This window comes from Pseudomonas sp. E141 (assembly GCF_052659885.1).
This window is the reverse complement of sequence record NZ_CP084024.1, coordinates 692,251-716,181: the sequence shown is the minus strand read 5'-3', so window position 1 is coordinate 716,181 and position 23,931 is coordinate 692,251. Positions and strand designations below refer to the sequence as shown.

Annotated in this window: 25 protein-coding genes and 1 pseudogene; 14 read left to right on the top strand and 12 right to left on the bottom strand. The window is 61.1% G+C overall.

Annotated features, from left to right (window positions below; translation table 11 throughout):
• Nucleotides 1–11 precede the first annotated feature (11 nt).
• Nucleotides 12–596 (top strand): TMEM165/GDT1 family protein, encoded by a 585-nt coding sequence (locus GKKCFE_RS03170; protein ID WP_047229427.1) that lies wholly within the window; start codon nucleotides 12–14, stop codon nucleotides 594–596.
• 194 nt (nucleotides 597–790) lie between these two features.
• Here GKKCFE_RS03170 and GKKCFE_RS03165 read toward each other — a convergent pair whose 3' ends face one another.
• On the bottom strand, nucleotides 791–1,606 hold the full coding sequence (locus tag GKKCFE_RS03165; protein ID WP_047229426.1) for a M48 family metallopeptidase: 816 nt from the start codon (nucleotides 1,604–1,606) through the stop codon (nucleotides 791–793).
• Between the two features lie 217 nt (nucleotides 1,607–1,823).
• Here GKKCFE_RS03165 and GKKCFE_RS03160 point away from each other — a divergent pair.
• A pseudogene (locus GKKCFE_RS03160) lies at nucleotides 1,824–3,056 on the top strand (methyl-accepting chemotaxis protein); the annotation flags it as partial.
• A gap of 63 nt (nucleotides 3,057–3,119) precedes the next feature.
• Complete coding sequence (locus tag GKKCFE_RS03155) at nucleotides 3,120–3,962, top strand: methyl-accepting chemotaxis protein (RefSeq protein WP_371517060.1); 843 nt, start codon at nucleotides 3,120–3,122, stop codon at nucleotides 3,960–3,962.
• A 130-nt stretch (nucleotides 3,963–4,092) separates the two neighbouring features.
• Here GKKCFE_RS03155 and GKKCFE_RS03150 read toward each other — a convergent pair whose 3' ends face one another.
• From GKKCFE_RS03150 to GKKCFE_RS03140, 3 genes are read right to left on the bottom strand one after another with little or no spacing between them, the layout of a single operon-like run.
• Entirely contained in the window at nucleotides 4,093–4,716 is a 624-nt protein-coding gene (locus GKKCFE_RS03150) for an SOS response-associated peptidase (protein ID WP_316912620.1), read from the bottom strand.
• A gap of 35 nt (nucleotides 4,717–4,751) precedes the next feature.
• Nucleotides 4,752–5,012: a putative signal transducing protein gene (locus GKKCFE_RS03145; protein WP_014340166.1), complete on the bottom strand. Its 261-nt coding sequence runs from the start codon at nucleotides 5,010–5,012 to the stop codon at nucleotides 4,752–4,754.
• 12 nt (nucleotides 5,013–5,024) lie between these two features.
• Nucleotides 5,025–5,207 (bottom strand): CPXCG motif-containing cysteine-rich protein, encoded by a 183-nt coding sequence (locus GKKCFE_RS03140; protein WP_047229423.1) that lies wholly within the window; start codon nucleotides 5,205–5,207, stop codon nucleotides 5,025–5,027.
• Between the two features lie 139 nt (nucleotides 5,208–5,346).
• On the opposite strand from GKKCFE_RS03140, the gene GKKCFE_RS03135 reads away from it, so the two are divergent.
• A complete protein-coding gene (locus GKKCFE_RS03135; protein WP_107322921.1) occupies nucleotides 5,347–6,513 on the top strand; it encodes a 1-acyl-sn-glycerol-3-phosphate acyltransferase in 1,167 nt (388 codons plus the stop codon).
• A 99-nt stretch (nucleotides 6,514–6,612) separates the two neighbouring features.
• Here GKKCFE_RS03135 and GKKCFE_RS03130 read toward each other — a convergent pair whose 3' ends face one another.
• Entirely contained in the window at nucleotides 6,613–6,894 is a 282-nt protein-coding gene (locus tag GKKCFE_RS03130; protein ID WP_047229421.1) for a hypothetical protein, read from the bottom strand.
• Between the two features lie 361 nt (nucleotides 6,895–7,255).
• Between GKKCFE_RS03130 and GKKCFE_RS03125 the strand changes: the two genes are divergently transcribed.
• Nucleotides 7,256–7,462 (top strand): hypothetical protein, encoded by a 207-nt coding sequence (locus tag GKKCFE_RS03125; protein ID WP_047229420.1) that lies wholly within the window; start codon nucleotides 7,256–7,258, stop codon nucleotides 7,460–7,462.
• Nucleotides 7,463–7,591: 129 nt separating this feature from the next.
• Here GKKCFE_RS03125 and GKKCFE_RS03120 read toward each other — a convergent pair whose 3' ends face one another.
• Nucleotides 7,592–8,176 carry a YajG family lipoprotein gene (locus GKKCFE_RS03120; RefSeq protein ID WP_047229419.1) on the bottom strand — a complete coding sequence of 195 codons (585 nt, stop codon included), beginning with the start codon at nucleotides 8,174–8,176 and terminating at the stop codon, nucleotides 7,592–7,594.
• Between the two features lie 205 nt (nucleotides 8,177–8,381).
• Here GKKCFE_RS03120 and GKKCFE_RS03115 point away from each other — a divergent pair, with 205 nt between their 5' ends.
• Both GKKCFE_RS03115 and mqo read left to right on the top strand, forming a co-directional pair.
• Nucleotides 8,382–8,615, top strand: a complete 234-nt coding sequence (locus GKKCFE_RS03115) for a hypothetical protein (protein ID WP_047229418.1) — start codon at nucleotides 8,382–8,384, stop codon at nucleotides 8,613–8,615.
• 737 nt (nucleotides 8,616–9,352) lie between these two features.
• Nucleotides 9,353–10,861, top strand: a complete 1,509-nt coding sequence (mqo, locus tag GKKCFE_RS03110; protein ID WP_047229417.1) for a malate dehydrogenase (quinone) — start codon at nucleotides 9,353–9,355, stop codon at nucleotides 10,859–10,861.
• A gap of 117 nt (nucleotides 10,862–10,978) precedes the next feature.
• Here mqo and GKKCFE_RS03105 read toward each other — a convergent pair whose 3' ends face one another.
• Entirely contained in the window at nucleotides 10,979–11,266 is a 288-nt protein-coding gene (locus GKKCFE_RS03105) for a PA4642 family protein (protein WP_047229416.1), read from the bottom strand.
• A 63-nt stretch (nucleotides 11,267–11,329) separates the two neighbouring features.
• Nucleotides 11,330–11,815, bottom strand: coding sequence for a hypothetical protein (locus GKKCFE_RS03100; RefSeq protein ID WP_445577471.1), 486 nt, complete (start codon nucleotides 11,813–11,815; stop codon nucleotides 11,330–11,332).
• A gap of 287 nt (nucleotides 11,816–12,102) precedes the next feature.
• Here GKKCFE_RS03100 and dauA point away from each other — a divergent pair, with 287 nt between their 5' ends.
• Complete coding sequence (dauA, locus tag GKKCFE_RS03095; RefSeq protein WP_445577470.1) at nucleotides 12,103–13,842, top strand: C4-dicarboxylic acid transporter DauA; 1,740 nt, start codon at nucleotides 12,103–12,105, stop codon at nucleotides 13,840–13,842.
• Nucleotides 13,843–13,981: 139 nt separating this feature from the next.
• Here the strand turns inward: dauA and GKKCFE_RS03090 are convergent, their stop codons facing one another.
• On the bottom strand, nucleotides 13,982–14,455 hold the full coding sequence (locus GKKCFE_RS03090; protein ID WP_076386290.1) for a WbuC family cupin fold metalloprotein: 474 nt from the start codon (nucleotides 14,453–14,455) through the stop codon (nucleotides 13,982–13,984).
• A 3-nt stretch (nucleotides 14,456–14,458) separates the two neighbouring features.
• A complete protein-coding gene (locus GKKCFE_RS03085; RefSeq protein ID WP_047229412.1) occupies nucleotides 14,459–15,016 on the bottom strand; it encodes a hypoxanthine-guanine phosphoribosyltransferase in 558 nt (185 codons plus the stop codon).
• A 162-nt stretch (nucleotides 15,017–15,178) separates the two neighbouring features.
• Here GKKCFE_RS03085 and upp point away from each other — a divergent pair, with 162 nt between their 5' ends.
• Complete coding sequence (upp, locus tag GKKCFE_RS03080; protein WP_030138594.1) at nucleotides 15,179–15,817, top strand: uracil phosphoribosyltransferase; 639 nt, start codon at nucleotides 15,179–15,181, stop codon at nucleotides 15,815–15,817.
• Nucleotides 15,818–15,819: 2 nt separating this feature from the next.
• The gene (locus tag GKKCFE_RS03075) at nucleotides 15,820–17,094 is read left to right on the top strand and encodes a uracil-xanthine permease family protein (protein WP_076386292.1); all 1,275 of its coding nucleotides are present in this window, start codon (nucleotides 15,820–15,822) and stop codon (nucleotides 17,092–17,094) included.
• A 129-nt stretch (nucleotides 17,095–17,223) separates the two neighbouring features.
• On the opposite strand, the gene hemH is transcribed toward GKKCFE_RS03075, so the two are convergent.
• Both hemH and GKKCFE_RS03065 read right to left on the bottom strand, forming a co-directional pair.
• Nucleotides 17,224–18,249 carry a ferrochelatase gene (gene hemH, locus GKKCFE_RS03070; RefSeq protein WP_139051139.1) on the bottom strand — a complete coding sequence of 342 codons (1,026 nt, stop codon included), beginning with the start codon at nucleotides 18,247–18,249 and terminating at the stop codon, nucleotides 17,224–17,226.
• Nucleotides 18,250–18,262: 13 nt separating this feature from the next.
• A complete protein-coding gene (locus tag GKKCFE_RS03065; protein ID WP_316912617.1) occupies nucleotides 18,263–19,162 on the bottom strand; it encodes a TIGR01777 family oxidoreductase in 900 nt (299 codons plus the stop codon).
• A gap of 196 nt (nucleotides 19,163–19,358) precedes the next feature.
• On the opposite strand from GKKCFE_RS03065, the gene GKKCFE_RS03060 reads away from it, so the two are divergent.
• From GKKCFE_RS03060 to phrB, 4 genes are all read left to right on the top strand, one after another.
• Nucleotides 19,359–20,345, top strand: coding sequence for an NAD(P)/FAD-dependent oxidoreductase (locus tag GKKCFE_RS03060; protein ID WP_047229408.1), 987 nt, complete (start codon nucleotides 19,359–19,361; stop codon nucleotides 20,343–20,345).
• A 170-nt stretch (nucleotides 20,346–20,515) separates the two neighbouring features.
• Nucleotides 20,516–21,478 carry a YbgA family protein gene (locus tag GKKCFE_RS03055; RefSeq protein WP_047229407.1) on the top strand — a complete coding sequence of 321 codons (963 nt, stop codon included), beginning with the start codon at nucleotides 20,516–20,518 and terminating at the stop codon, nucleotides 21,476–21,478.
• The gene (locus tag GKKCFE_RS03050; RefSeq protein ID WP_047229406.1) at nucleotides 21,478–22,416 is read left to right on the top strand and encodes a MerR family transcriptional regulator; all 939 of its coding nucleotides are present in this window, start codon (nucleotides 21,478–21,480) and stop codon (nucleotides 22,414–22,416) included. Before GKKCFE_RS03055 ends, GKKCFE_RS03050 begins: the two co-directional genes overlap by 1 nt.
• Nucleotides 22,417–23,850, top strand: coding sequence for a deoxyribodipyrimidine photo-lyase (phrB, locus tag GKKCFE_RS03045; protein WP_445577469.1), 1,434 nt, complete (start codon nucleotides 22,417–22,419; stop codon nucleotides 23,848–23,850). It begins immediately after the preceding gene.
• Nucleotides 23,851–23,931: the final 81 nt, after the last annotated feature.

Genomic DNA, 23,931 nt, shown 5'->3' with positions numbered 1-23,931 from the left:
GGAATCACCTGATGCTGGACTCTTTCCTCGTACCTACCGCTATCGTTGCGCTGGCCGAAATCGGCGACAAGACGCAACTGCTCGCGCTTATTCTCGCGGCTCGCTTTCGCAAACCCTGGCCCATCATTGCCGGCATCGTTGCCGCGACCTTGGCCAACCATGCGGCAGCCGGCGCGGTGGGAGCCTGGGTCGGTAGTATTTTCTCGGACGCGGTCCTGCACTGGATCCTGGCGGTGAGCTTTGCCGCCACGGCGCTGTGGACGTTGGTGCCGGACAAACTGGACGATGACGAAGCCAGTACGGCCCGCAAGTTCGGGCCTTTCCTGACCACGCTGATCGCGTTCTTCCTGGCGGAAATCGGCGACAAGACCCAGATCGCCACAGTGATGCTCGCCGCGCAGTACCCGGAACTGTGGCTGGTGATCATCGGCACCACCGTGGGCATGCTGATTGCCAACGTGCCGGTGGTCCTGGCGGGCAATTTCGCCGCCGAGAAGCTGCCTCTGACACTGATCCGCCGTCTGGCCGCCTCGGCGTTCTTGGTCCTGGCGATCGTGGCGGTGTACAAGGCGATGCAGAGCAGTGGGTGGGTTTGATCGGGTAGGTGAGTAATACCGCGTTATCGTTCATCGCGAGCAGGCTCGCTCCCACACTGGCTGCGGGTGTTCACAAGAATATCGAACACGGCCAATCTCTTGTGGGAGCGAGCCTGCCCGCGATGAACGATGACGCGGTCTGATTGAAGTCTGCGTCGCCTCTGTGCGAGCAAGCTTTGCTCCCACAACGATGATTACTTTCTAGCCTGCTGATACAGCGGCATCACCTTCGGAATCGCCGCCTGCAGCGACGCGATCCGGCTGCTGGAGGACGGGTGGGTGCTCATGAATTCCGGCGGCGCGCCTTCCGAAGCCTTGGCCATCTTGTTCCACAACGTGATCGCGGCATTCGGGTCGTAGCCGGCGCGAGCGGCCAGTTCCAGGCCGATCAGGTCGGCTTCGTTCTCATTGCCGCGACTGTTGGGCAGGGTCATGCCGTAGTTGGCCACAGTATCGGCCAACGCCAGGCTGTCCTGGCCCAGACCGAACAATGCACCGGCGCCCTGCTTGGCCATTTCGATGCCGTAGGCCTTGGACATCGCTTCGCGGCCGTGCTCGCGCAAGGCGTGGGCGATTTCGTGGCCGATGATCGCGGCGATTTCATCGTCAGTGAGCTTGAGCTTGTTGATCAAGCCGGTATAGAAAATGATTTTGCCGCCAGGGCCGCAACTGGCGTTGAGCTCATCGCTCTTGATCAGGTTCACTTCCCAGTTCCATTGCGCCGAATCCGGGCGGAACACAGGTGCCTGAGCGATCAGCCGACTGGAGATGGCCTGGACGCGCTTGGCATCGCTACTCGTCTTGTCCAATACACCCTTGGCGCTCGCTTCGCCCATGGTCTTTTGGTAGGACTGGGCATACATCTGATTGACCTGGTCGGTGGACAGCATGCTGAACATGTATTGCTTGCGCTCCACGCCCACGGCTCCGCCGCTGGTAGTGTTGACCGACTGGCAACCGGCAAGCAGCAAGCCCACACTCAGTGCACTCACCATCAATATCTTGTTCATGTAAGAAGCTCCCTGGAAACGTGGGCGTATCCTAGGCGCTGATTTGTATCGGCGCCAGATACATAGCGTGGGATTACAGTTTTTTCAGACAGACCCTACTCCAGTCCATTTACGACACCCACAAAGCCAAAACAGTCATCCGACGAACAGCGCCTCATGCTGGGCCAAAGAATCGCCGATACAGGCTTCAGACGTCATTCCCGCGTCCGGAGCCTTTATGAAATTCAAATCGATCCAGTTTTCCGTGGCCGCTCTGGCCGGCGCCATCATCCTCAGTGTGGTCGGCGCCCTGGTGCTGTACGCGCTGTTTGCCGGCGCCCGCACCCAGGACATGGTGCAACAGCGGACCAAGGCGCAGTTCGAGCATCTGATCGAACAACGCCTCGACGCGCTGGCCCGCACCCAGGCCAGCCTGATCCAGCGAGAACTGGAGGCACCGCTGTTGCTTGCCCGGGGCCTGGCGACCACCAATGCCTTGATGGGCATGAACGGCCCGGACGGCAACGCACAACTGAAGGTGCCCCGCGAGCAGATGATCAGCCTGCTGCGCGAAACCGTGGTGCGCAACCCGAAGATTCTCGGCGCCTACATCGCCTGGGAACCGAACGCCATTGACCACGACGACGCCAATTACGTGAACAGCCCGGTGCTGGGCATGGAAACCGACGGGCGCTTCCTGCCGTGGTGGTTTCGCAACCAGGACGGCACCCTGGGCCTGGAAAAGCTCGCCGATGTGGCGGACCAGAAACTGCTGTCCACCGGTATTCGCGCCAGTGAGTATTACCTGTGCTCCCGGGACAGCAAGAAAGCCTGCGTGATCGACCCGGCGCCTTATCGCGTCGGCAACACCATGACCATGCTCGCCTCGTTCATCGAGCCGATCATGGTCGATGGCAAGTTCCAGGGCATCGTCGGCGCCGACCTGTCGGTGAACTTCATCCAGGACATGCTCGTCGCTGCCGACCGCGAGCTGTATGAGGGCGCCGGAGAAATGGCGTTGCTCTCCAGCAACAACCGCTTGGTGGCCTTCACGAAGGACCCGTCCAAACTGGGAGAAAAGGCCAGCGACCTGCTGGACGCCAATGAACTGGACAACCTGTCCAAGCTCAGCGTCGGCCAGGTACGTTACGACGTCGATGAAGCCCATGGGCACATCGAGGTGTACATGCCGTTCGGCATCGGTGAAACCCAAGCCCGTTGGACGCTGATGCTGCAACTGCCACTGGATGCGGTGATGGCCGAACTGCAAGCGTTGCAAAAAGACCTGGATGCGCAACGCCAGACCGACATCTTCGGCATGGCCATGGTGGGCCTGGTGATTGCCGGCATCGGCCTGCTGGTGATCTGGCTGGTGGCCCACGGCATCGCCCGTCCCCTCAAGCAAATGGTGGCGATGCTCGATGACATCGCCCAGGGCGAAGGCGACCTGACCCGTCGCCTGGTGAGCGACCGCGCGGATGAACTGGGTGCGATCGCCAAGGGCTTCAATACCTTCCTGAGCAAGTTGCAAGGGATGATCACCCAGGTCGTCACCTCGGTGCAGAGCGTCAGCGATTCCTCGGAGCACACTGCCGACATCGCCATCCGCACCAACCAGGGCGTGCACAAGCAAATGGTGGAGATCGATCAGGTCGCCACCGCCGTGCACGAGATGACCGCCACCGCCCAGGACGTGGCCCGCAACGCGACCCAGGCCGCCCAAGCCGCTGGTCACGCAGACCAGGCTGCCAGCCAGGGCATGCAGATCGTGCGGGACACTTCCACCTCCATCGGCGCCCTGGCCGTGGAAATCGGTAAGGCCGTGGGCGTGGTGCAGGCTCTGGCCAAGGACAGTGAGAACATCAACGCGATTCTCACCGCCATCCGCGGGATCGCCGAACAGACCAACCTGCTGGCCCTCAACGCGGCCATCGAAGCAGCTCGCGCCGGTGAACAGGGGCGTGGATTTGCGGTGGTGGCCGATGAGGTGCGCAACCTGGCGCAGAAAACGCAGCAGGCCACTGAAGAAATCCAGACGATGATCCAACAGTTGCAACAAGGCACCCGGGATGTGGTGCGGGTGATGGAAGACAGCCAGCACCGCACCGATGAAAGCGTGCAACACGCAGCGAAAGCGGCCCAGGCCCTGGAGACCATCACCCAGGCGGTATCGGTGATCAATGACATGAACACCCAGATCGCCAGCGCCGCCGAGGAACAAAGCGCGGTGGCCGATGACATCAACCGTAACGTGATCAACATCGGGCAAGTGGCAAATGAAGTGGCCGGTGGCGCGGACGAATCCAGCGCGGCCAGTGCGGATCTGACCAAACTGGCGGAGCAGCAGCGGCGGTTGATCAATCAGTTCAAGGTTTGATCCTCGGGCCCCATCGCGAGCAGGCTCGCTCCCACAGGGGGCGGGGGGGTGAACACCATTTCTGTGTATCCCCCAGTCCAATGTGGGAGCGAGCCTGCTCGCGATGGGGCCAGCACAGGCGCCTCAACACTCAAGCCGGAGTCAGGCACTCCGGCCCGTTGAGCTTCGGATCATTGACCATGTTGGCCAGTACCCGCTCGCGCAGTGCCGCCGGCTCACTGGCCAGCAAGCCTTGCAATACATGCAGGGGCGTCTCGGGATCGAGCCACAGGCGCTGGCCCTCTTCATCCAGGATCAACGGCCGACGCTGCCCTGCCGCCGCCTGGGTGACGACTGCGGTGCTCAGCCACACCTGTTCCTGCACGGGATAGGCTTCCCAGATCGCGGCGAAAAACAACGAAGAGCCCTCACCCGGCGTCAACCAGTAAGGGCGTTTGCGCGTGCCACCGCGCCATTCATAGAAGCCGTTGGCCGGCAGCAGGCAACGGCGCAGGCGCAGGGCCTCACGAAACATCGGCTGCTCGGCCACGGTTTCGGCCCGGGCGTGGGCCGGGGTACGGGACAGGTCGGTCAGCCAGGGCGGCGTGAGGCCCCAGCGGGCCCGGGCCAGTTCGCGCTGCCCCTCAGCGCCGGCGCGCAGCATCAGCACCGAATCGTTGGGCGAAATATTCCACTGGGCCTTCTGGTCGGCAGGGAAGCCGGGCAAGGCCGCAAAGGCGGGGTTCCAGCGAAACAGGGCATAACGTCCACACATGGGGCAACACGACTCTTGATCAAACGGTCGCCAGCCTAACAGACCAATGTGCCGGGGTAACTGTCCGGCTCATCGCCGGGCAATGGCAGCGCGGCATTGTAGGCGGCGATCAGCTCCCGGGCGTATTGCGCCTGGTCGTCCTCCACCGCCAGTCCCAGCAGGCCATACATCGGCAACTCGCCGGCGCCGCCCACCAGGTCACGGCCCACCAGGTGGGCGGTGATGCCTTCGCTGGCGAGCATGCCCTGGAGCAGTTCGCCTTCCATCAGGTTTTCCAGCTCGTAGATTCGCTGCATGGACGTCCCCCATCATTCGTTTTCACTGAAGACTTCCAGATGCCATTCCTCATCGTGGACCTGCAGGACAAATGTTATCGGTCGGCAACAGACCTGACAGTCCTCGATATAGGTCTGATCACCGCCGGACAGGTCCACCAGCGTTTCCACTTCCTCACCACAATACGGACATTCATACGGAGCGGTTTCCAGCATCGCGGTCTCCCAGGTGACTTGTGCGTATAATCGCCGGTCTATTTGCAGGGCTATTTTTGTCTGGCGGATCTTCCAGGCCGTGCCCTGTCGGTTTTTCGATCGAACCTTTACTTACCCTAGCCGTTTCCTACAAGAGAGCATGATGGGCGAATTCGATGCCATCCGACCTTACGACGACAGCGAAGTCCCAGCGGTGCTGGCACGGCTGCTCGGCGACAAGGCGTTTCTAGATATCCTCACCCACTTCCGCTTCCCACGCCTGGCCGGGGCTTTCGGCTGGATGCTCAAGCCTCTTATAGCGCAAAGGTTGCGTCGTGAGTTCGCCGGCGTGACATCGGTCGCCACTTTGCAGGACAAAGTGGAGTTCTATGTCGACCACACGATCGAGCGTGCCACCGATGGCGTGACCTACACCGGGGTGGAGCAATTCAAATCCGGTAGCGCGTACCTGTTCATCGCCAACCACCGCGACATCGTGATGGACCCGGCCTTCGTCAACTACGCCGTGTACCACGCCGGCTTGCCGACGCCACGCATCGCCATCGGCGACAACCTGCTGCAGAAGCCCTTTGTCAGCGATCTGATGCGTCTGAACAAAAGCTTCATCGTGCACCGCTCCATCACCGGACGGCGGGAAAAAATGGCCGCGTACCAGTTGCTCTCGGCCTATATCAATCACTCGATCCGCAACGACTGCGCCTCGATCTGGATTGCCCAGGCCGAGGGTCGGGCCAAGGACGGTGACGACCGCACCGAATCGGCGATCCTCAAGATGTTCCACATGAGCCGCAAGGACGAACCCTTCGGCGAGGTCATCCAGTCGCTGAACCTCACGCCGGTGTCCATCAGCTACGAATACGACCCGTGCGACCAGGCCAAGGCCCGCGAGCTGTACATCCGCGCCACCACCGGCACCTACACCAAGGCACCGGGCGAAGACGACGTGAGCATCGCCAAGGGCATTACCGGCTACAAGGGTCGGGTCCACGTGAACTTCGCCGCGCCGATCACCGAGCTGTTCGAGGACACCAAGCAACTGGCCCAGGAAATGGACCGGCAGATTCTCGGCGGCTACCGCCTGTTCCCGGTGCATTACCTGGCTTACGCCCAATGGGCCGACGCCGACCCGCAGTTGCAGGTGCCGACAGCGGCCCAGGTATTCGGCGCCGATGAACTGGCCAAGGCCCAGGAAGAATGGCAGCGCCGGCTGGACGCTTGCCCGGCGGAGCACCGCCCATTCCTGGTGCTGCAATACGCGACACCGGTGCGTAATCAGTATCGGGTCAAGGCGGGATTGGCGCTTTAAGCGACGCCTGTCAAAAAGATCGCAGCCTTCGCCAGCGCCTACATGAATCGATTGTTCATCTTGTAGGCGCTGGCGAAGGCTGCGATCTTTTTTTATCCATCAGAACTGGGTGCTGACCCACGACACCAGCAGTGCCAGGCCCAGGCAGGCAAAGCCGAAACGGTAGAAAAACCGGTTCATGCGCTGGGTCGCCAGGTCCAGCAAGGCTTCGAATCGCTCGTCGCCGTCGCTCTTGCGCGCCTCAAGGCAGGCCCGCGCCCGTTGTTCACGGCGACGCGTGGCATGCAGCACCCAACCGCCCGGGCAGGCAAACAACAATGCGAGCAGGTTGATCAGTTTGGCGGGGTGAGCAGCGAACAACGAAAACAAATGCAGCGACATCACAAACCTCAAGCAATAAACGGACAGGACGCGCCCGGGACCTACGAACGGCGTGAATTCTACCGAAAGCGCCCTCGCCTACTGCACTTTTTCCGACCAATAACGATCCCCTTGCCCTGCATGCCATATTCCTTTGTGGCGAGGGAGCTTGCTCCCGCTGGGGTGCGAAGCGCCCCCAATGAAGCTGAGGCAATCAACCTCAGACACCGCAGCGACAAGTTTGGGGCTGCTGTGCAGCCCAGCGGGAGCAAGCTCCCTCGCCACAGAATCCGTCAGCAAGCCCTGGGTTAATTTTTCACGTCACGGTTTCGTCATCTGAATAGGCCACCCTGTCGCCCTTCAAACCTGCCCGGAACCCACCATGCTCCACGCCGAAAACCAGGATCGTCTCTATCTCATCAGCCCGAGCGACGAACAACAGAACCTCGTCGGCAGCCTGTCCTTCAACGTACAGGATCGGCATTGGCTGGTGTATTGCGCCCTTGGCGGCCATCAACACGCCGACCTTCCGGAGACCGATCTGCTGACTGGGATCAGCGTGCTGGAGCTGTATTCCCAGGCTGCATGAAGGTTTCTTGCTTGCAAAAAAACTGTGGGAGCGAGCCTGCTCGCGATAGCGGAGTGTCAGTCACCTCAATGTTGACTGATCCGCCATCGCGAGCAGGCTCGCTCCCACAGGGGGTACGGAACGTCCTACTTACTCAGCCAGCACCTGACCAATGGTCGGGTCCTTGAACAGGCGTGTCAGGGCATCGCTCAACACGTCGCTGACCAGCTTGGTGTTGGTGTCCTGGTTAGGCGCCATGCCGAAGCGCTGGTCCAGCGAGGCACCGTAACGACCGCTGTAACGACGATTGGCGTTCTGCACCTCGGAGCGGAAGGTCGCGCCGATGGTGGCTTCGGTCACATACATGCCTTCCTTGGGCGACTGGTACTTCAACTCGGCCAGGGTGACGGTCAGTTGCGGTGCATTCATCGCATTGGCGGTAGGGGTGAAGCCCAGCAAACGTACCGCCGCTTCGGCCTGGGCCTGCAGCTTGGGCAAAATCTGCGCGCCCTGCACCGTGATCACACTGGTTTCCGGGTACAGCCCGCCGCGGGTGCCGAGGGTCGGCGACGGACGACCGTCCACCACCCGTACCACCACCGGCTGGCCGCGACCCACGGGCGCCAGTTGGGCGTTGAGCTTGGGCTCCGGGTTAAGTTGTTGCGGGCTGTGGGCGCAGCCGACGAGGGCCAGACTGGTCACAGCGATCAAACCGAACAACAGGCGTTGCAACATGCTCTTCTCTCCAGAATCGGGCACAAACAGGCCCGCAGTATAGCGGTGCGCTATGGCGGTGAACTAGCGCTGCACGATGAATACTCAAATGTCTGACACCCCATGGGAAAACCGGTTCGTGTCATGCCATTGTCATGATCCTTACATCGGCATGTCATGGCCTCCTGTCAGCCTTGGCACAAGCTCCCCGACACGGTGTCCGACCATGCGTTTTCTCATTTCCCTGTTCACTCCGCGCCCACAGCACCGCTGCTTCGCCCTGCTGGACCGCAACGGCCGTTGCCAGGCATTCAAGCAATGCAACCTGCAGCCCATGGGTGAAGGTTGGGTGGAAATCGAAGAGATTCGCCTGAACTGGCTGCACCAGCCATTGCCCGCCAGCGCCCGCGTGCAAACCCTTGGCGCTCGCCCACGCAACCGTCAACTGTTGGCCGTCTGACCGGATGGCTAATAAAAGTCATTAAACACGACCATTTCCCTGCGTTTCTTCGATACAATCTGCCCCCGATTATAAGGACGTCTCCTGATCGGGCCTCGCAACACCGCTAATGCGCTGGTATTGGCACCCCGCACCGCCCACAGAGAGCCGCCCACACAGATCGAGTGAAGCTGGCGCGCTTGCTGTTTTTCAAGCAAATCACCACTTTTCGCGAATCTGCAGAGCTGTCATTACGCTCGGTCACTGAGCTGTCTGCCCGTTTTGCCTGTCATGTATTACATGGGGGCAAACCAAACCGGGCGCGGTGCCAGGCTGGGACAGCCCTTTTTTGAGGTTCACGTCTTCAAAAGAGCGTGAAAAAACGGGTTTTCACAACTTCACGAGAGTGTGGCGAGCAAATGAATAGTTTTGCGTCTGAACAAGCACCATTAGCGTCTGAAACAGCCCAACGACACAGGACCGCCTATCGTTCAAGAACCGGCGCCTGAAGCCTGTCCGCTACGGATTTGGTTGCACGAACGGATGTCTCGGCCATAAGTCGAATTGCCTGCCCGGCGCTTAAATGAGTTCATGGGACTCTGAGGCCAGGCTGCATGCATCCGCAGTAGTTGCGAAAAATTGCGAAGATTCGGACATGGCGATCCTGGCCATGGATACCTGGGGCGCAACTGACCTGCCCCGCCACTCCTGGCCGCCATGCCGACAATTTGGTGCTGCAGATTTTGGAGACGCGTTAAATGGCGCATAACGAAGCAGTCGATGTAGTTCTGGTAGGGGCCGGCATCATGAGTGCCACCCTGGCCGTGCTGCTCAAGGAACTCGACCCCGCGATCTCGCTGGAAGTCGTCGAGTTGATGGATTCCGGTGCCGCGGAGAGTTCCAACCCGTGGAACAACGCCGGCACCGGCCACGCCGGGCTGTGTGAGCTGAACTACACGCCCCAGGCGGCCGATGGCAGTGTCGACATCAAGAAAGCCGTGCACATCAACACCCAGTTCGAGGTGTCGAAGCAGTTCTGGACGTACCTGACCAAAAAAGGCACGTTCGGCTCATCCAAATCCTTCATTGCCCCCGTCCCGCACCTGAGCTTCGTGCAGGGTGAAAAAGGCGTGTCGTTCCTGAAAAAGCGCTTTGAACTGATGCGCCAGCATCACGCCTTCGCTGACATGGAATACACCGAGGACAAGGCCGTTATGGCCGAGTGGATGCCGCTGATGATGCCGGGCCGGCCAGCTGACGAAGTCATCGCCGCCACCCGCGTCATGAACGGCACCGACGTCAACTTCGGCGCCCTGACCAACCAGTTGCTCAAGCACCTGACCAGCGCCCCGGACACCCAGGTCAAGTATTGCAAGCGCGTCACCGGCCTCAAGCGCAACGGCGCGGGCTGGACCGTCAGCATCAAGGACGTCAATTCCGGCAGCAGCCGTGACGTCGATGCCAAGTTTGTCTTCCTGGGCGCCGGTGGGGCGGCATTGCCGCTGCTGCAAGCGTCGGGCATCGAAGAAAGCAAAGGCTTCGGTGGCTTCCCGGTCAGCGGCCAGTGGCTGCGTTGCGACAACCCGGAAGTGGTCAAACATCACCAGGCCAAAGTCTACAGCCAGGCCGCCGTGGGCTCGCCACCGATGTCCGTGCCGCACCTGGACACCCGCGTGGTCGATGGCAAGAAATCCCTGCTGTTCGGGCCATACGCCGGTTTCACCACCAAGTTCCTCAAGCATGGCTCGCTGATGGACCTGCCACTGTCGGTACGTGCCGGCAACATCGGCCCGATGCTGGCCGTGGCCCGGGACAACATGGACCTGACCAAGTACCTGATCAGCGAAGTGATGCAGTCCATGGAGCAGCGCCTGGAATCCCTGCGTCGCTTCTATCCCGAGGCGAAAGCCGAGGACTGGCGCCTGGAAGTGGCCGGCCAACGGGTTCAGATCATCAAGAAAGACCCGAAGAAAGGCGGTGTCCTGCAGTTCGGCACCGAACTGGTGGCGGCCAAGGACGGCACCCTCGCCGCCTTGCTCGGCGCCTCGCCCGGTGCTTCGGTGACCGTCTCGATCATGCTGGACCTGATCGAGCGCTGCTTCCCGGACAAAGCCAAGGGAGAATGGGCGAGCAAACTCGCTGAGATCTTCCCGGCGCGGGAAAAAGTGCTGGAAACCGACGCGGCGCTGTATCGCAAGGTCAATGCGCAGAACAACGTCGCCCTGGAACTGGTTGAAGAAAGCAGCGAGACACCCAGCTTCGCTTGATTCTGCCGGATAAAAAAACGCCCCGTTCTTTCTGAGAACGGGGCGTTTTTTTATGGGAGAAGCTGTCGTGGCGAGGGGGCTTGCTCCCGCTGGCCTGCGAGGCAGGCCGCCAAGTAATCAGCCACGAGCCTTGTTGATCAACTCGATGTATTCCTCGGCATTACGCTGGTCCTGGATCAGCGCCACGAAATCGTTGCCATGCTCATCCTTGCCGTTGAGGTCGTAGCCGGCCTCGACGAAAAACGTCAGAAAACGCTCGAAGTCGTCGACCCGCAGGCCACGGTAGGCCTTGATCAGTTTGTGCAGCGACGGCGAAGTAGCATCGACCGGATCGAAATTGAGGAACAGCTTGATCTGCTCATCGCCAATCTCGTCACCAATCACTTGTTTCTTGTCTTTACGCATTGCCGGGCTCCAGCTCGCACAGTTCACGGGGGCGGGCAGTTTACCCCCGGCAGGCCTCGGGGCTCAACGCGGGCGTACAGCGCCGGTGTGCAGGTCGGCCCAGATATGGCCGTTGGCGTAGCTGAGGAACTGCACGTACACCGTGTCGCTGCGCAGCAGATCGATCACCACTTGATACTGGGCCTGTGGATAAGACAGGGTCAGAGTCTTGCTCGCCTCGTCGAAGGCAGGTTTTTTCAGGCTTTTGCTTTCGCCATCGAAGTTCAGGATCACCTGGTTGAGGGTGGCGCCTTTGTTCAGGGGTTTACCTTTGAGGCGCACCAGCAACGGCGATGTAACCGGTATCGGTTGCTGGTTGGACTGACGCTGATTGCCCAGCACCACCGAATACTCGGTGACCTGGAGCAATTGCTGGTGTTCGGGTTGTTCCTGACGTACCGCCAGATCGTCGGGGGGCAGAAATTGATTGTGCATCGGCGCGCCAACGGCCGCCCACGACAGGCTGGACATCAGCAGCAGAGCGGCGCAGCGACGGGTCAGTACACTCATGACAGGCTCCAGGGTCTTGGCCCGGCACTCTAGCATGAGCCCAGGCGGTAAAAATAACGATCCAGGTCAATACATCCGCGCCACGAGCACGGCATACTCAAAGAGCCATCAGCCCCGGCCTGCCGGTGTATGCCTTTGTGGCGAGGGAGCTTGCTCCCGCTGGGTTGCGCAGCGGTTCCAAGATTTTGCGAGCGCTACGCACTCGAGCGGGAGCAAGCTCCCTCGCCACGGGTTTTGTGTTTGGCAAAGCTCAGGATGTATCCCTTTCTTTCATGCGTGGAGTGCCCATGTCCTTCTCCGCCCCACCGATATTCGCCGCTTGGCGCCAAACCTGGCGCGCCGGTTACACCCTTGATCGCCTGCGTGGCGATCTGGTGGCCGGGCTGACCGTCGGCATCATTGCCATCCCCTTGGCCATGGCCCTGGCAATCGCCGTGGGCGTGCCGCCGCAGCATGGCTTGTACACGGTGCTGGTAGCCGCCCCCCTGATCGCCCTCACCGGCGGCTCGCGCTTCAACGTGAGCGGGCCGACAGCGGCGTTCGTGGTGATCCTGCTGCCCATTACCCAGCAATACGGCCTGGGCGGCCTGCTGCTGTGCACGATGCTGGCGGGCATGATCCTGATAGCGCTGGGCCTGATGCGGGCCGGGCGGCTGATCCAGTACATTCCTTATCCGGTCGTTCTCGGTTTTACCGCTGGGATCGGCGTGGTCATTGCCACCCTGCAACTCAAAGACCTGTTGGGCCTGACCACTGTCGGCAACGCCGAGCATTACATCGAGCAATTGGGCGCCTTGATCACGGCGCTGCCCAGCGCCCGGCTCGGCGACGGCCTTATCGGCCTCATCTGCCTGGCGGTATTGATTGCCTGGCCGCGCTGGGTGCCGCGTGTTCCGGGACATCTGGTCGCCCTGTTGGTGGGTGCGCTGTTGGGGCTGGCGCTGGAAAGCGGCGGCTGGGAAATCGCGACATTGGGCGAACGTTTCAGCTACGTGGTCGACGGCATCAGTTACCCCGGCATCCCGCCATTTTTGCCGAGTTTCGACTGGCCTTGGAATCTCCCGGACAATCAGGGCCGCTCCTTGGAACTGTCCTACGATCTGATCCGCCAATTGCTCGGGCCTGCCTTTGCCATCGCCATGCTCGGTGCCATTGAGTCGCTGTTGTGCGCGGTGGTGGCCGACGGCATGACCGGCAGTAAACACGACCCCAACGCCGAACTGATCGGCCAGGGCCTGGGCAATCTGGTGGCGCCACTGTTCGGCGGCATCACTGCCACGGCGGCGATTGCCCGCAGCGCCACCAATGTGCGCAGCGGCGCGTTTTCGCCATTGGCCGCAATCATTCACAGCCTCGTGGTATTGGGGGCGATTGTGCTGCTGGCGCCGTTGTTCAGCTATCTGCCCATGGCAGCGCTGGCGGCGTTGCTGGTGATGGTGGCCTGGAACATGAGCGAAGCCGGACACGTGCTGCACACCTTGCGTATCGCCCCACGCAGTGACGTGCTGGTGCTACTGACCTGCCTGAGCCTGACCGTACTGTTCGACATGGTCCTGGCCGTCGCCGTCGGCCTGCTGCTGGCCGCCGGGCTGTTCATCAAACGCATGAGCGAGCTGACGGACACCGCCGAACTGCCGCGCCATTTCCATCAGGCCCTGCTGGAGATGCCCGAGCACGTTCGCTGCTACGCCATTCGCGGACCGCTGTTTTTCGGCGCGGCAGAAAAGGCCCTGGATGTGCTGCGCAAATTCGATCCGGGGATTCGGGTGATGGTGGTGGAAATGAGCGCCGTGCCGATGCTGGACATGACTGCGCTGGCGGCTTTTGAAAGCATCCTCAAGGACTACCGCAAGCAGGGCATCGGCCTGATTCTGGTGGCAACCGCGCCACGGGTACGCCTGAAGTTGCGCCGCGCCGGCATCCATCGCGAGCAGCGCCAACTGGCGTATGTGCAGACCCTGGAGCAGGCACGGGCCAAAAGCGAAAAATGGCTCGCCGGTAGCGCTGCACACTCGAGCCCGGCCTGATTGATCTGTTGCCACGCAGCTTTTTGTGGCGAGGGAGCTTGCTCCCGCTTGGGTGCGTAGCATCCACCTGCAATTGGGGCTGCTGCGCAGCCCAGCGGGAGCAAGCTCCCTCGCCACAGAAGCCTCGCTACCGCACCGCTCAGTCGAACTGAGCGCGCATCCAGGCCTGGTACTGCGCCACCCCCGCCTCGCCTTCGCGGGGCGCCCAGGGGGCCAGTTCACCGTCGCCCACCGGGCGGTAAGGCCCGGCCTTGCACTCGAACATCAGGCTGTCGGCTTCCAGCACCACTAAACCGTGGTAAACGCCCGCCGGCAGGTCGACACCGAGGCAATCGCCACCGGCCTGCAGGATACGCTTGTCCACCACCGTCCCGGTTTCATCAAAGATCAACACACCGAGCCGGCCCTTGAGCACCAGCAGGGTTTCAGCCTTGTCAGCGCTCAGGTGGCGATGCGGCGGGATGTAAGTGGACGGCTGCAAGCCAACCGCCATGCGATGGCAAGGCTCGTCCATCTGATGAAAATTGTGGTGTTGGCGCCCGCGAGGACTGGCCGTGGCTTTCTCGGCCAGTTCGTTGAACAGCGCTTGATCCAGAAAACCCGGCCGGTTCATCGATTACATTCCTTTGACGGCGAAAATACCGTTGGCATTGCGCCAGTAACCTTTGTAGTCCATGCCGTAGCCGAAGATGTAGCGGTCAATGCACGGCAGGCCGACGAAATCGGCTTTCAGGTCCGGACGGGCCTTGCGGTCATGGTCCTTGTCGATCAGCACGGCGGTGTGCACGGCGCGGGCACCGGCGTGTTTGCAGAAGTCGATGATGGCGCCCAGGGTGTGACCTTCGTCGAGGATGTCGTCGATGATCAGCACGTCACGGTCGATGAACGAAACTTCCGGCTTGGCTTTCCAGAACAGGTCGCCACCGCTGGTTTCGTTGCGGTAACGGGTGGCGTGCAGATAGGACGCTTCCAGCGGGAAGTTCAGGTAGGTCAGCAGCTTGCCGGAGAAAATCAGCCCACCGTTCATGACGCAGAACACCACCGGGTTGGAATCGGCCAACTGGTCGTTGATTTGCGCGCCGACACGGGCGATGGCCGCTTCGACTTCGGCTTCGGTGTACAGGCAGTCAGCCTCTCGCATGATTTGACGGATATGCTCGAGATCAGCGGACATGGCGCTCTCCAGGGGTGGCAGGTCGGAAAAGCGGGCAAAGGTACGCATCCCGCCCGGCCAGATCAAGCGTTTGTGGACTAACGTTCTGTATTGTCTATAGGACAACACCCTCGGATAGATTAATCTAGGCCGGTTTTTTTGCCCGCCGCCGGAGCTTTCCCCATGCCCATCCTCGAGATCCGCCACCCGCTGATCAGACATAAACTTGGCCTGATGCGCCGCGCCGACATTAGCACGAAGAACTTCCGCGAACTTGCCCAGGAAGTCGGTGCACTGCTCACCTACGAAGCCACCAAGGACCTGCCGCTGGAGTCCTATGAAATCGACGGTTGGGCCGGCACGGTCCAGGTGGAAAAAATCGCCGGCAAGAAAATCACCGTGGTGCCGATCCTGCGTGCCGGCATCGGCATGCTCGAAGGCGTGCTGAGCCTGATCCCGGGCGCCAAAGTCAGCGCCGTGGGCGTGGCCCGCAACGAGCAGACCCTGCAGGCGCACACCTACCTGGAAAAACTGGTGCCGGAAATCGACGAGCGCCTGGCAATGATCATCGATCCGATGCTCGCCACCGGCAGCTCCATGGTCGCCACCATCGACCTGCTGAAAAAAGCCGGTTGCCGTGACATCCGCGCCATGGTGCTGGTGGCGGCCCCCGAAGGCATCAAGGCCGTGGAAGACGCTCACCCCGACGTCACCATCTACACCGCTTCCATCGACCAGAAACTCAACGAGCACGGCTACATCATTCCAGGCCTGGGCGATGCCGGCGACAAGATCTTCGGTACCAAGCAGAAGGACGCTTGAGCATGCAGGATGAGTTCAACGATCCGCTCTGGCGCCAGGTCTTATCCGGCGCGCAGATGCTGTTCGTCGCCTTCGGCGCGCTGGTACTGATGCCGCTGATCACCGGGCTGGACCCGAACGTAGCGCTGTTCACCGCAGGCCTGGGAACAATCCTGTTCCAGATCGTCACCGGGCGTCAGGTGCCGGTGTTTCTGGCATCGAGCTTTGCCTTCATCACCCCGATCATTCTCGCCAAGGGCCAGTTCGGCCTGGCCGCGACCATGGGCGGGGTGATGGCGGCCGGTTTCGTCTACACCTTCCTGGGCCTGGCGGTGAAGGTCAAGGGCACCGGATTTATCGACCGCTTGCTGCCGCCGGTGGTGATTGGGCCGGTGATCATTTCCATCGGCCTGGCCATGGCACCGATTGCCGCCAACATGGCCATGGGCAAGGCCGGCGACGGTACCGAGCTGATTGCCTACCAGACGGCGATGCTGATCTCGATGCCGGCGCTGCTCACCACCCTGATCGTCGCGGTGTTCGGCAAAGGCATTTTCCGCCTGGTGCCGATCATTTCCGGCGTGCTGGTGGGCTTTGCCATGGCGTTTTATTTTGGGGTGGTGGACACCGCCAAAATCGCCGCCGCGCCATGGTTCGCCTTGCCGAACTTCACCGCGCCGGAGTTCAACTGGCAAGCGATCCTGTTCATCGTGCCAGTGGCTTTGGCGCCAGCCATTGAGCACATCGGTGGGGTCATCGCCGTGGGCAGCGTGACCGGTCGCGACTACCTGAAAAAACCCGGCCTGCACCGCACCCTGCTCGGCGATGGCATCGCCACCACGGCAGCCGGCCTGTTCGGCGGCCCGCCCAACACCACCTACGCCGAAGTCACTGGCGCGGTGATGCTGACCAAAAACTACAATCCGAAAATCATGACCTGGGCGGCGATCTTCGCCATCAGCCTGGCGTTCATCGGCAAGTTCGGCGCGCTGCTGCAAAGCATCCCGGTGCCGGTGATGGGCGGGATCCTGTGCCTGTTGTTCGGTTCGATCGCGGCGGTGGGGATGAACACGCTGATCCGCCACAAGATCGACCTGAGCGAAGCGCGCAACCTGGTGATCGTTTCGGTGACGCTGGTGTTTGGTATCGGCGGTGTGCTGGTAGGCACCGGCACCGGCCCGGACGACTTCGGCCTCAAAGGCATCGCGCTGTGCGCGGTGGTGGCGATCGCCCTGAACCTGATCCTGCCGGGCAATGACGGCTGGAAGCAGAAGAAGGCGGATGAGCCGCTGATCTGACTCAAGCTTGAAGTTTTGTGCTGCCAGTCAGATAGCTATCGCGAGCAGGCTCGCTCCCACATCAGCGGATCTTTGAACACTCGAGATCCATTGTGGGAGCGAGCCTGCTCGCGATTGGGCCCTTGAATTTTACAAAGCGATCGGTGCCCGCTCGCACAGGGTGCTCAACGCCTGCGCCCATTGCACATCATCATTGAGACACGGCACCAGCACTAACTCCTCCCCGCCCGCCTCACGAAATTGCTCGCGCCCGCGATCACCGATTTCTTCCAGGGTTTCGATGCAGTCGGCCACGAACGCCGGGCACATCACCAGCACTTTCTTCACGCCACTTTTAGCCAATTCATCCAGGCGCGCTTCGGTGTAGGGTTCGATCCACTTGGCGCGCCCCAGTCGCGACTGGAACGACACCGACCATTGGCCATCCTTGAGCCCCATGCGCTGGGCGAACAGGTCTGCGGTGCGAATGCATTGCGCGCGGTAACACGTAGCCATGACCTCAGGCGGCGCATTTTTGCAGCAGTCGGCGTCCTTGAAGCAATGGAAACCCGTAGGGTCGAGCTTGGTCAGGTGCCGCTCCGGCAAACCATGGAAGCTCAACAGCAGGTGGTCGTAATCCTGCATCAGATACGGCTTGGCGCTGGCAACCAGGGCGTCGAGGTATTCCGGCTGATCGTAGAACGGCTGGAGAATCGAGAACTGCACATTGAGCTTCTTTTCGCGCACTACCCGCTTGGCTTCTTCGATCACCGTGGTGACTGTGCTGTCGGCAAATTGCGGATACAACGGCGCCAGCGTGATCTTCTTGTGGCCCTGGCTTGCCAGGCGCACCAGGGTCGACTCAATGGACGGCTCGCCATAACGCATCGCCAACTCAACCGGCCCCTGGGTCCATTGCGCAGTCATGGCTTGTTGCAAGCGACGGCTGAGCACCACCAGCGGCGAGCCCTCGTCCCACCAGATCGACGCATAGGCATGGGCCGATTGCTCTGGGCGCCTGATCAGGATCAGCGACACCAGCAAGCGCCGCACCGGCCACGGCAGGTCGATGACGTAGGGGTCCATCAGAAACTGATTGAGGTAGCGGCGCACATCGGCCACCGAAGTAGAAGCAGGCGAACCCAGATTCACCAGAAGCAACGCGTGATCGGTCATGCAACGTCCTATTTCAAAGGCGGTTCGACAAATCGTCGAGAGCCGCATGCAAATCAGTGAACCGGAAAGTGAAACCCGCCGCCTGCAATCGGGCCGGCGTTGCGCGCTGGCCGCCCAGCAGCAGCAATGACAATTCTCCCAATGCGACCTTCAGCGCCAGCTCCGGCATCGGCACCACGGCCGGCCGATGCAACACGCCCCCCAGGGCCTTGGCAAAATCGCGGTTGCGCACCGGGTTCGGCGCGCAGGCATTATAAGGACCGCTGGCCTCATCGCGGAGCAGAAGAAAATCAATCAGAGCGATTTGATCGGCAATGTGAATCCACGGCATCCACTGCCGGCCATTGCCAATACGCCCGCCCAACCCCAGTTTGAACGGCAGCAGCAGCCGCGACAAAAAGCCGCCCTCGGCCGACAGGACCAGACCGGTACGAACCAGTACCACCCGTATGCCCATCGCCTCGGCGCGCTGCGCGGTTTCCTCCCAGGCGATGCACAACTGGCTGGCGAAGTCCTCGCTCACCGGTCCTGAGTCCTCGGTCAGCTCACGTTCGCCACCGTCGCCGTACCACCCCACCGCGGAACCGGAAATCAATACCCCGGGTTTGTGTTCGCAACGCTCCAGCCAAGCCAGCAACGCTTCTGTCAGGGTGATGCGACTGCTCCACAACAACTTCTTGCGTTTATGGCTCCAGGGTCGATCCGCAATCGGTGCCCCCGCGAGGTTGACCACCGCATCCACCGGCTCGGCAATCTCCTCGAGCCTGGCGACACCCCGCACTTGCGCGCCGCAGATCTTCGCCACGTCTTCGGGGCGACGACTCCACACCGTCAAGCGATGGCCCTGCGCCAACCAGTGGCGGCAGAGCTGACGTCCGATCAAACCAGTACCGCCGGTCAGCAATATGTGCATGAAGTGTTCCTCGCATCGCGTTTTACCCAGCCCATTAGTCTATTTTTATAAGCAGGGATTTTTCGTATCAGGCAGGGTCTGTGTTTAACAATAGGTCACCCTGTCAAAACGCGAACGGTAAAACTTATACCAAAAACCCTAATTGTACAGGTTTAAACGACGGCGTAGTCTGTACAGAAAGGTAAACGAGGCCCTCATGACTGTACCTATCGCAATCATCGGCACCGGCATCGCCGGACTTTCAGCCGCCCAGGCCCTGACGGAGGCCGGGCATGTCGTTCAACTCTTCGATAAAAGCCATGGCAGCGGCGGACGCATGTCCAGCAAGCGCAGTGATGCCGGCGCACTGGACATGGGCGCACAGTATTTCACCGCCCGCGATCGCCGCTTCGTGATGGAAGTCCAGCGTTGGCAAGCCCAGGGCTGGGCGGCGGAATGGACACCTCAGCTTTATCATTTCAAGGATGGGCAACTGAGCCCGTCGCCGGATGAGCAGACCCGCTGGGTCGGCACTCCGCGCATGAGCGCCATCACCCGCGCCTTGCTTGGCGAGTTGCAGGTGCAGTTCTCCTGCCGCATCACTGAGGTGTACCGCGGTCAGGAGCATTGGCACTTGCAGGACGCGGAAGGTTTCACCCACGGCCCCTTCGGCCAGGTGGTGATTGCTACGCCCGCGCCCCAGGCCACGGCATTGCTGGCGGCCGTGCCAAAGCTGGCCGCAGTGGCGGCGGGCGTGAAGATGGACCCCACCTGGGCCGTGGCCCTGGCCTTCGAAACACCGCTGGATACCTCCATGGAAGGCTGCTTCGTCCAGGACAGCCCCCTCGACTGGCTGGCTCGCAACCGCAGCAAACCGGGGCGCGACAGCACGCTCGACACCTGGGTGCTGCACGCCACCAGCGACTGGAGTCGCCAACATATCGACATGGCCAAGGAAGCGGTGATCGAACACCTGCACGGCGCGTTCGCCGAGCTGCTGCACAGTGCCATGCCTGCGCCCAGCTTCAGCGTGGCCCATCGCTGGCTTTACGCGCGCCCCGCCGGCAACCATGAATGGGGCGCCTTGGCCGATGCCGACCTGGGTATGTATGTCTGTGGCGACTGGTGCCTGTCCGGTCGTGTCGAAGGTGCTTGGCTAAGCGGTCAGGAAGCCGCACGCCGTCTGCACGCCAGCCTGCAATAGAACGCGCCAGCCTACGTCACCCGCTGCTGTCGAAACAGGCAGCAGCCTGTCTGCGCAAAAACCACATCGCCCCACACGCAAAAGCGGTTGACTTGTGCGCGTTCGGATCTATGATGAAAATATTGTACACAAATGTTATTTTGTACAAGATTTGAAATCAGAGGTCGCCCATGCCCCATGATGCCGTCGTCAAACCGAAAATCGCTATCAGCGCCTGCCTGATGGGCGCTGAAGTTCGCTTCAACGGCGGACACAAGCAATCGCAGCTATGCAGCCGTACCTTGGTCGACTACTTCGACTTCGTCCCGGTCTGCCCTGAAGTCGCCATTGGCCTGGGCATCCCCCGCGAGCCGATCCGGCTGGTGGGTAATCCCGAACGGCCTGACGCGGTTGGTACGGTCAGGCACGACCTCAATGTAACCCGGCCATTGGCCGCTTACGGAGAGCAGATGGCCGAGGAACTGGATGACATCTGCGGCTACATCTTCATGCAGAAGTCGCCGTCCTGCGGACTGGAGCGGGTCAAGGTCTACGATCACAACAGCGTGCCACAGGACGGCGGCGGACGCGGCATCTATGCCCAGGCGTTTTGCGAGCGCCACCCCGACTTGCCGGTGGAGGAAGACGGTCGCCTGAACGACCCGGTGCTGCGGGAAAATTTCCTGACCCGGGTATTTGCCTACGCGGCCTGGCAACCGCTGCGCCGCAAAGGCCTGACACGCCGCGACCTGATCCACTTTCACTCGCGCTACAAATATCTGTTGATGGCCCATAACCCGGTGCAATACAAGGCCTTGGGCAATCTGTTGGGCAACATGGGCAAGGCCGATCCTGACGAGCTGGGCGCACGCTACTTCAGCGCCTTGATGGCTGCTTTGAAGAAATGCGCCACCCGCCGCACTCACACCAATGTGCTGCAGCACCTGAGCGGTTACCTCAAACGCGCCATCAACGCCGAAGACAAGCAGGAAGTGCAACACCTCATCGGGCAATACCGCCTCGGCATCGTACCCCTGGTAGTTCCGCTGACCTTGCTCAAGCATCACTTGCGCCTGCATCCCGATCCCTATCTGGCGCAGCAGGTCTACCTGCAACCACACCCGGAAAACCTCAGTCTGCGAAATGCCATTTGATGAAAAGCGAACCTGATTCCAGCGCCAGCGAAGACCTGGGCGCCGACTTCGCCAAAGCCCTGGCGCAGGGCTGGCTGCCCATACGCGAAGTTGCCCGCCAAACCGGGGTCAATGCCGTCACCCTGAGAGCCTGGGAGCGCCGTTATGGCCTGATCGTGCCGCACCGCACCCCCAAGGGTCACCGACTGTTCAATGCCGATCATGTGCAACGTATCTTGAGCATCCTCACCTGGATCGATCGGGGGGTGGCGGTGAGCAAGATAAAACCGCTGCTCGACACACCGCAGCCGCCCAGTGAACCGTTGGAAAACGACTGGCAGCGTCAGCGCCACGCCCTGATGCTGGCGGTCACGCAACTGGCCGAGCGTCAGGTCGATGATCTGGTCAACCAGGCTATGGCGCTTTATCCGCCCTGGACGGTGTGCGAGCAGTTGTTGCTGCCTTTGCTGGCCGAACTGCAATTGCGCTGGCAAGGCCAGTTCGGTGCGCAGTTGGAGCGGGTGTTTCTGTACTCCTGGCTGCGCAGCAAATTCGGCAGTCGGATCTACCACAACAATCGTCAGTTGCGCGGTGCGCCATTGCTGCTGGTCAACCATTCGGACCTGCCCCTGGAGCCCCAATTGTGGCTTAGCGCCTGGCTGGCCAGCAGCGCCGATTGCCCCGTGGAAGTGTTCGATGGGCCGATACCCGCAGGCGAACTGGCCTTGGCCGTCGAACGCCTCAAAGCCCGTGGAGTGCTGCTGTACTCCAGCAACGCGCTGAACCTGTCCCAACTGCCCAAGCTGATCAGTGGGGTGGATTGCCCGATCATCATCGCCGGCCCGGCCGCATCGATCCATCACGCTCGGTTATCCACAGGCATTTCGACCGACAACCTTACGTGGGCCGAAGATCCGTTATCGGCTTACCGCGAACTGAGTCGCAGAGCACTTATTTGAATGAAAAAGCCCACGCAACTGATCTGGCTGCGCAGCGACCTGCGCCTGCACGACAACACCGCCCTCGCCACCGCAGCAGCCCGGGGACCTTGTGTGGCGGTGTACCTGCCGAGCCCGGAACAATGGCGCGCGCATGACGATGCACCGTGCAAGATCGACTTTTGGCTGCGTAACCTCGCCTCGTTGAGCTCTGCCCTGGAGGCTTTGAACATCCCGCTGCTGATCCGCCACGCTGCACGCTGGGATCAGGCACCGCAGATTCTGCTCTCGCTGTGCCACGAACTGGCAATCGACGCCGTCCATGTCAATGAAGAATACGGCTTGAACGAAACCCACCGAGATGCCGAAGTTGCCCGAACGTTGCAGGGCCAGGGCATCGAATTTCACAGCCACCTCGACCAGTTGCTGTTCAAGCCCGGCAGTGTGCTGACCAAGACCGGCACCTATTTCCAGGTGTTCAGCCAGTTCCGCAAGGTCTGTTACAGCCGCCTGCACTTTTCGCTGCCAAGCCTGGTCGCCAAACCGGCCCGGCAGGCACCCACCGGCATTGTCAGCGACCCGGTGCCCACACAAGTCGAAGGCTTCTCGCCTGCGAGTGAAACGCTGCGCGCCCTCTGGCCTGCGGGTGAAAACGAAGCCCGGCGGCGCCTGGACACCTTCGCTGAGCAACACCTCGATTATTACCAGAGCGAACGGGACTTTCCCGCCAGACCAGGCACCAGCCAGCTCTCGGCGTACCTGGTGGGGGGTGTGATCTCGCCACGCCAATGCCTGCATGCGGCGCTGCAGGCCAACCAGGGTGAATTCGAGAGCGGAAATGTCGGTGTTGTGACATGGATCAATGAATTGCTCTGGCGTGAGTTCTATAAACACATTCTAGTGGGCTATCCACGTGTGTCTCGCCATCGCGCGTTCCGTCCGGAAACCGAAGCGCTGGCCTGGCGCAACGCCCCCGAAGAGCTGGAGGCCTGGAAACAGGCACGCACTGGCTTGCCGATCATCGACGCGGCCATGCGCCAGTTGCTGGAAACCGGGTGGATGCACAACCGTTTGCGGATGGTGGTGGCGATGTTTCTGACCAAGAACCTGCTGATCGACTGGCGCGAGGGTGAGCGCTTTTTCATGCAACACCTGATCGACGGCGACTTGGCCGCCAACAACGGCGGCTGGCAGTGGAGCGCCTCAACCGGGACGGATGCGGCGCCCTGGTTCCGGATCTTCAACCCCTTGAGTCAATCGGAGAAATTCGACCGTGAAGGATTGTTCATCAAACGCTGGTTACCTGAACTGAACGATCTCGATAAGCAACAGGTCCATAATCCAAACATGCAGGGCCGATTGTTTGGCGTGACGGATTATCCTCCGGCGATTGTCGACCTGGGTCAGTCCCGGGCTCGTGCATTGCAGGCGTTCAGAAACCTGCCAACTCGATAAGTGTAAAACCAAGAAATCGGGCGATCAGCGAACAGAAAAACACGGACCGTAAGATGCAATTTCAACCCTGCGGCCATACAG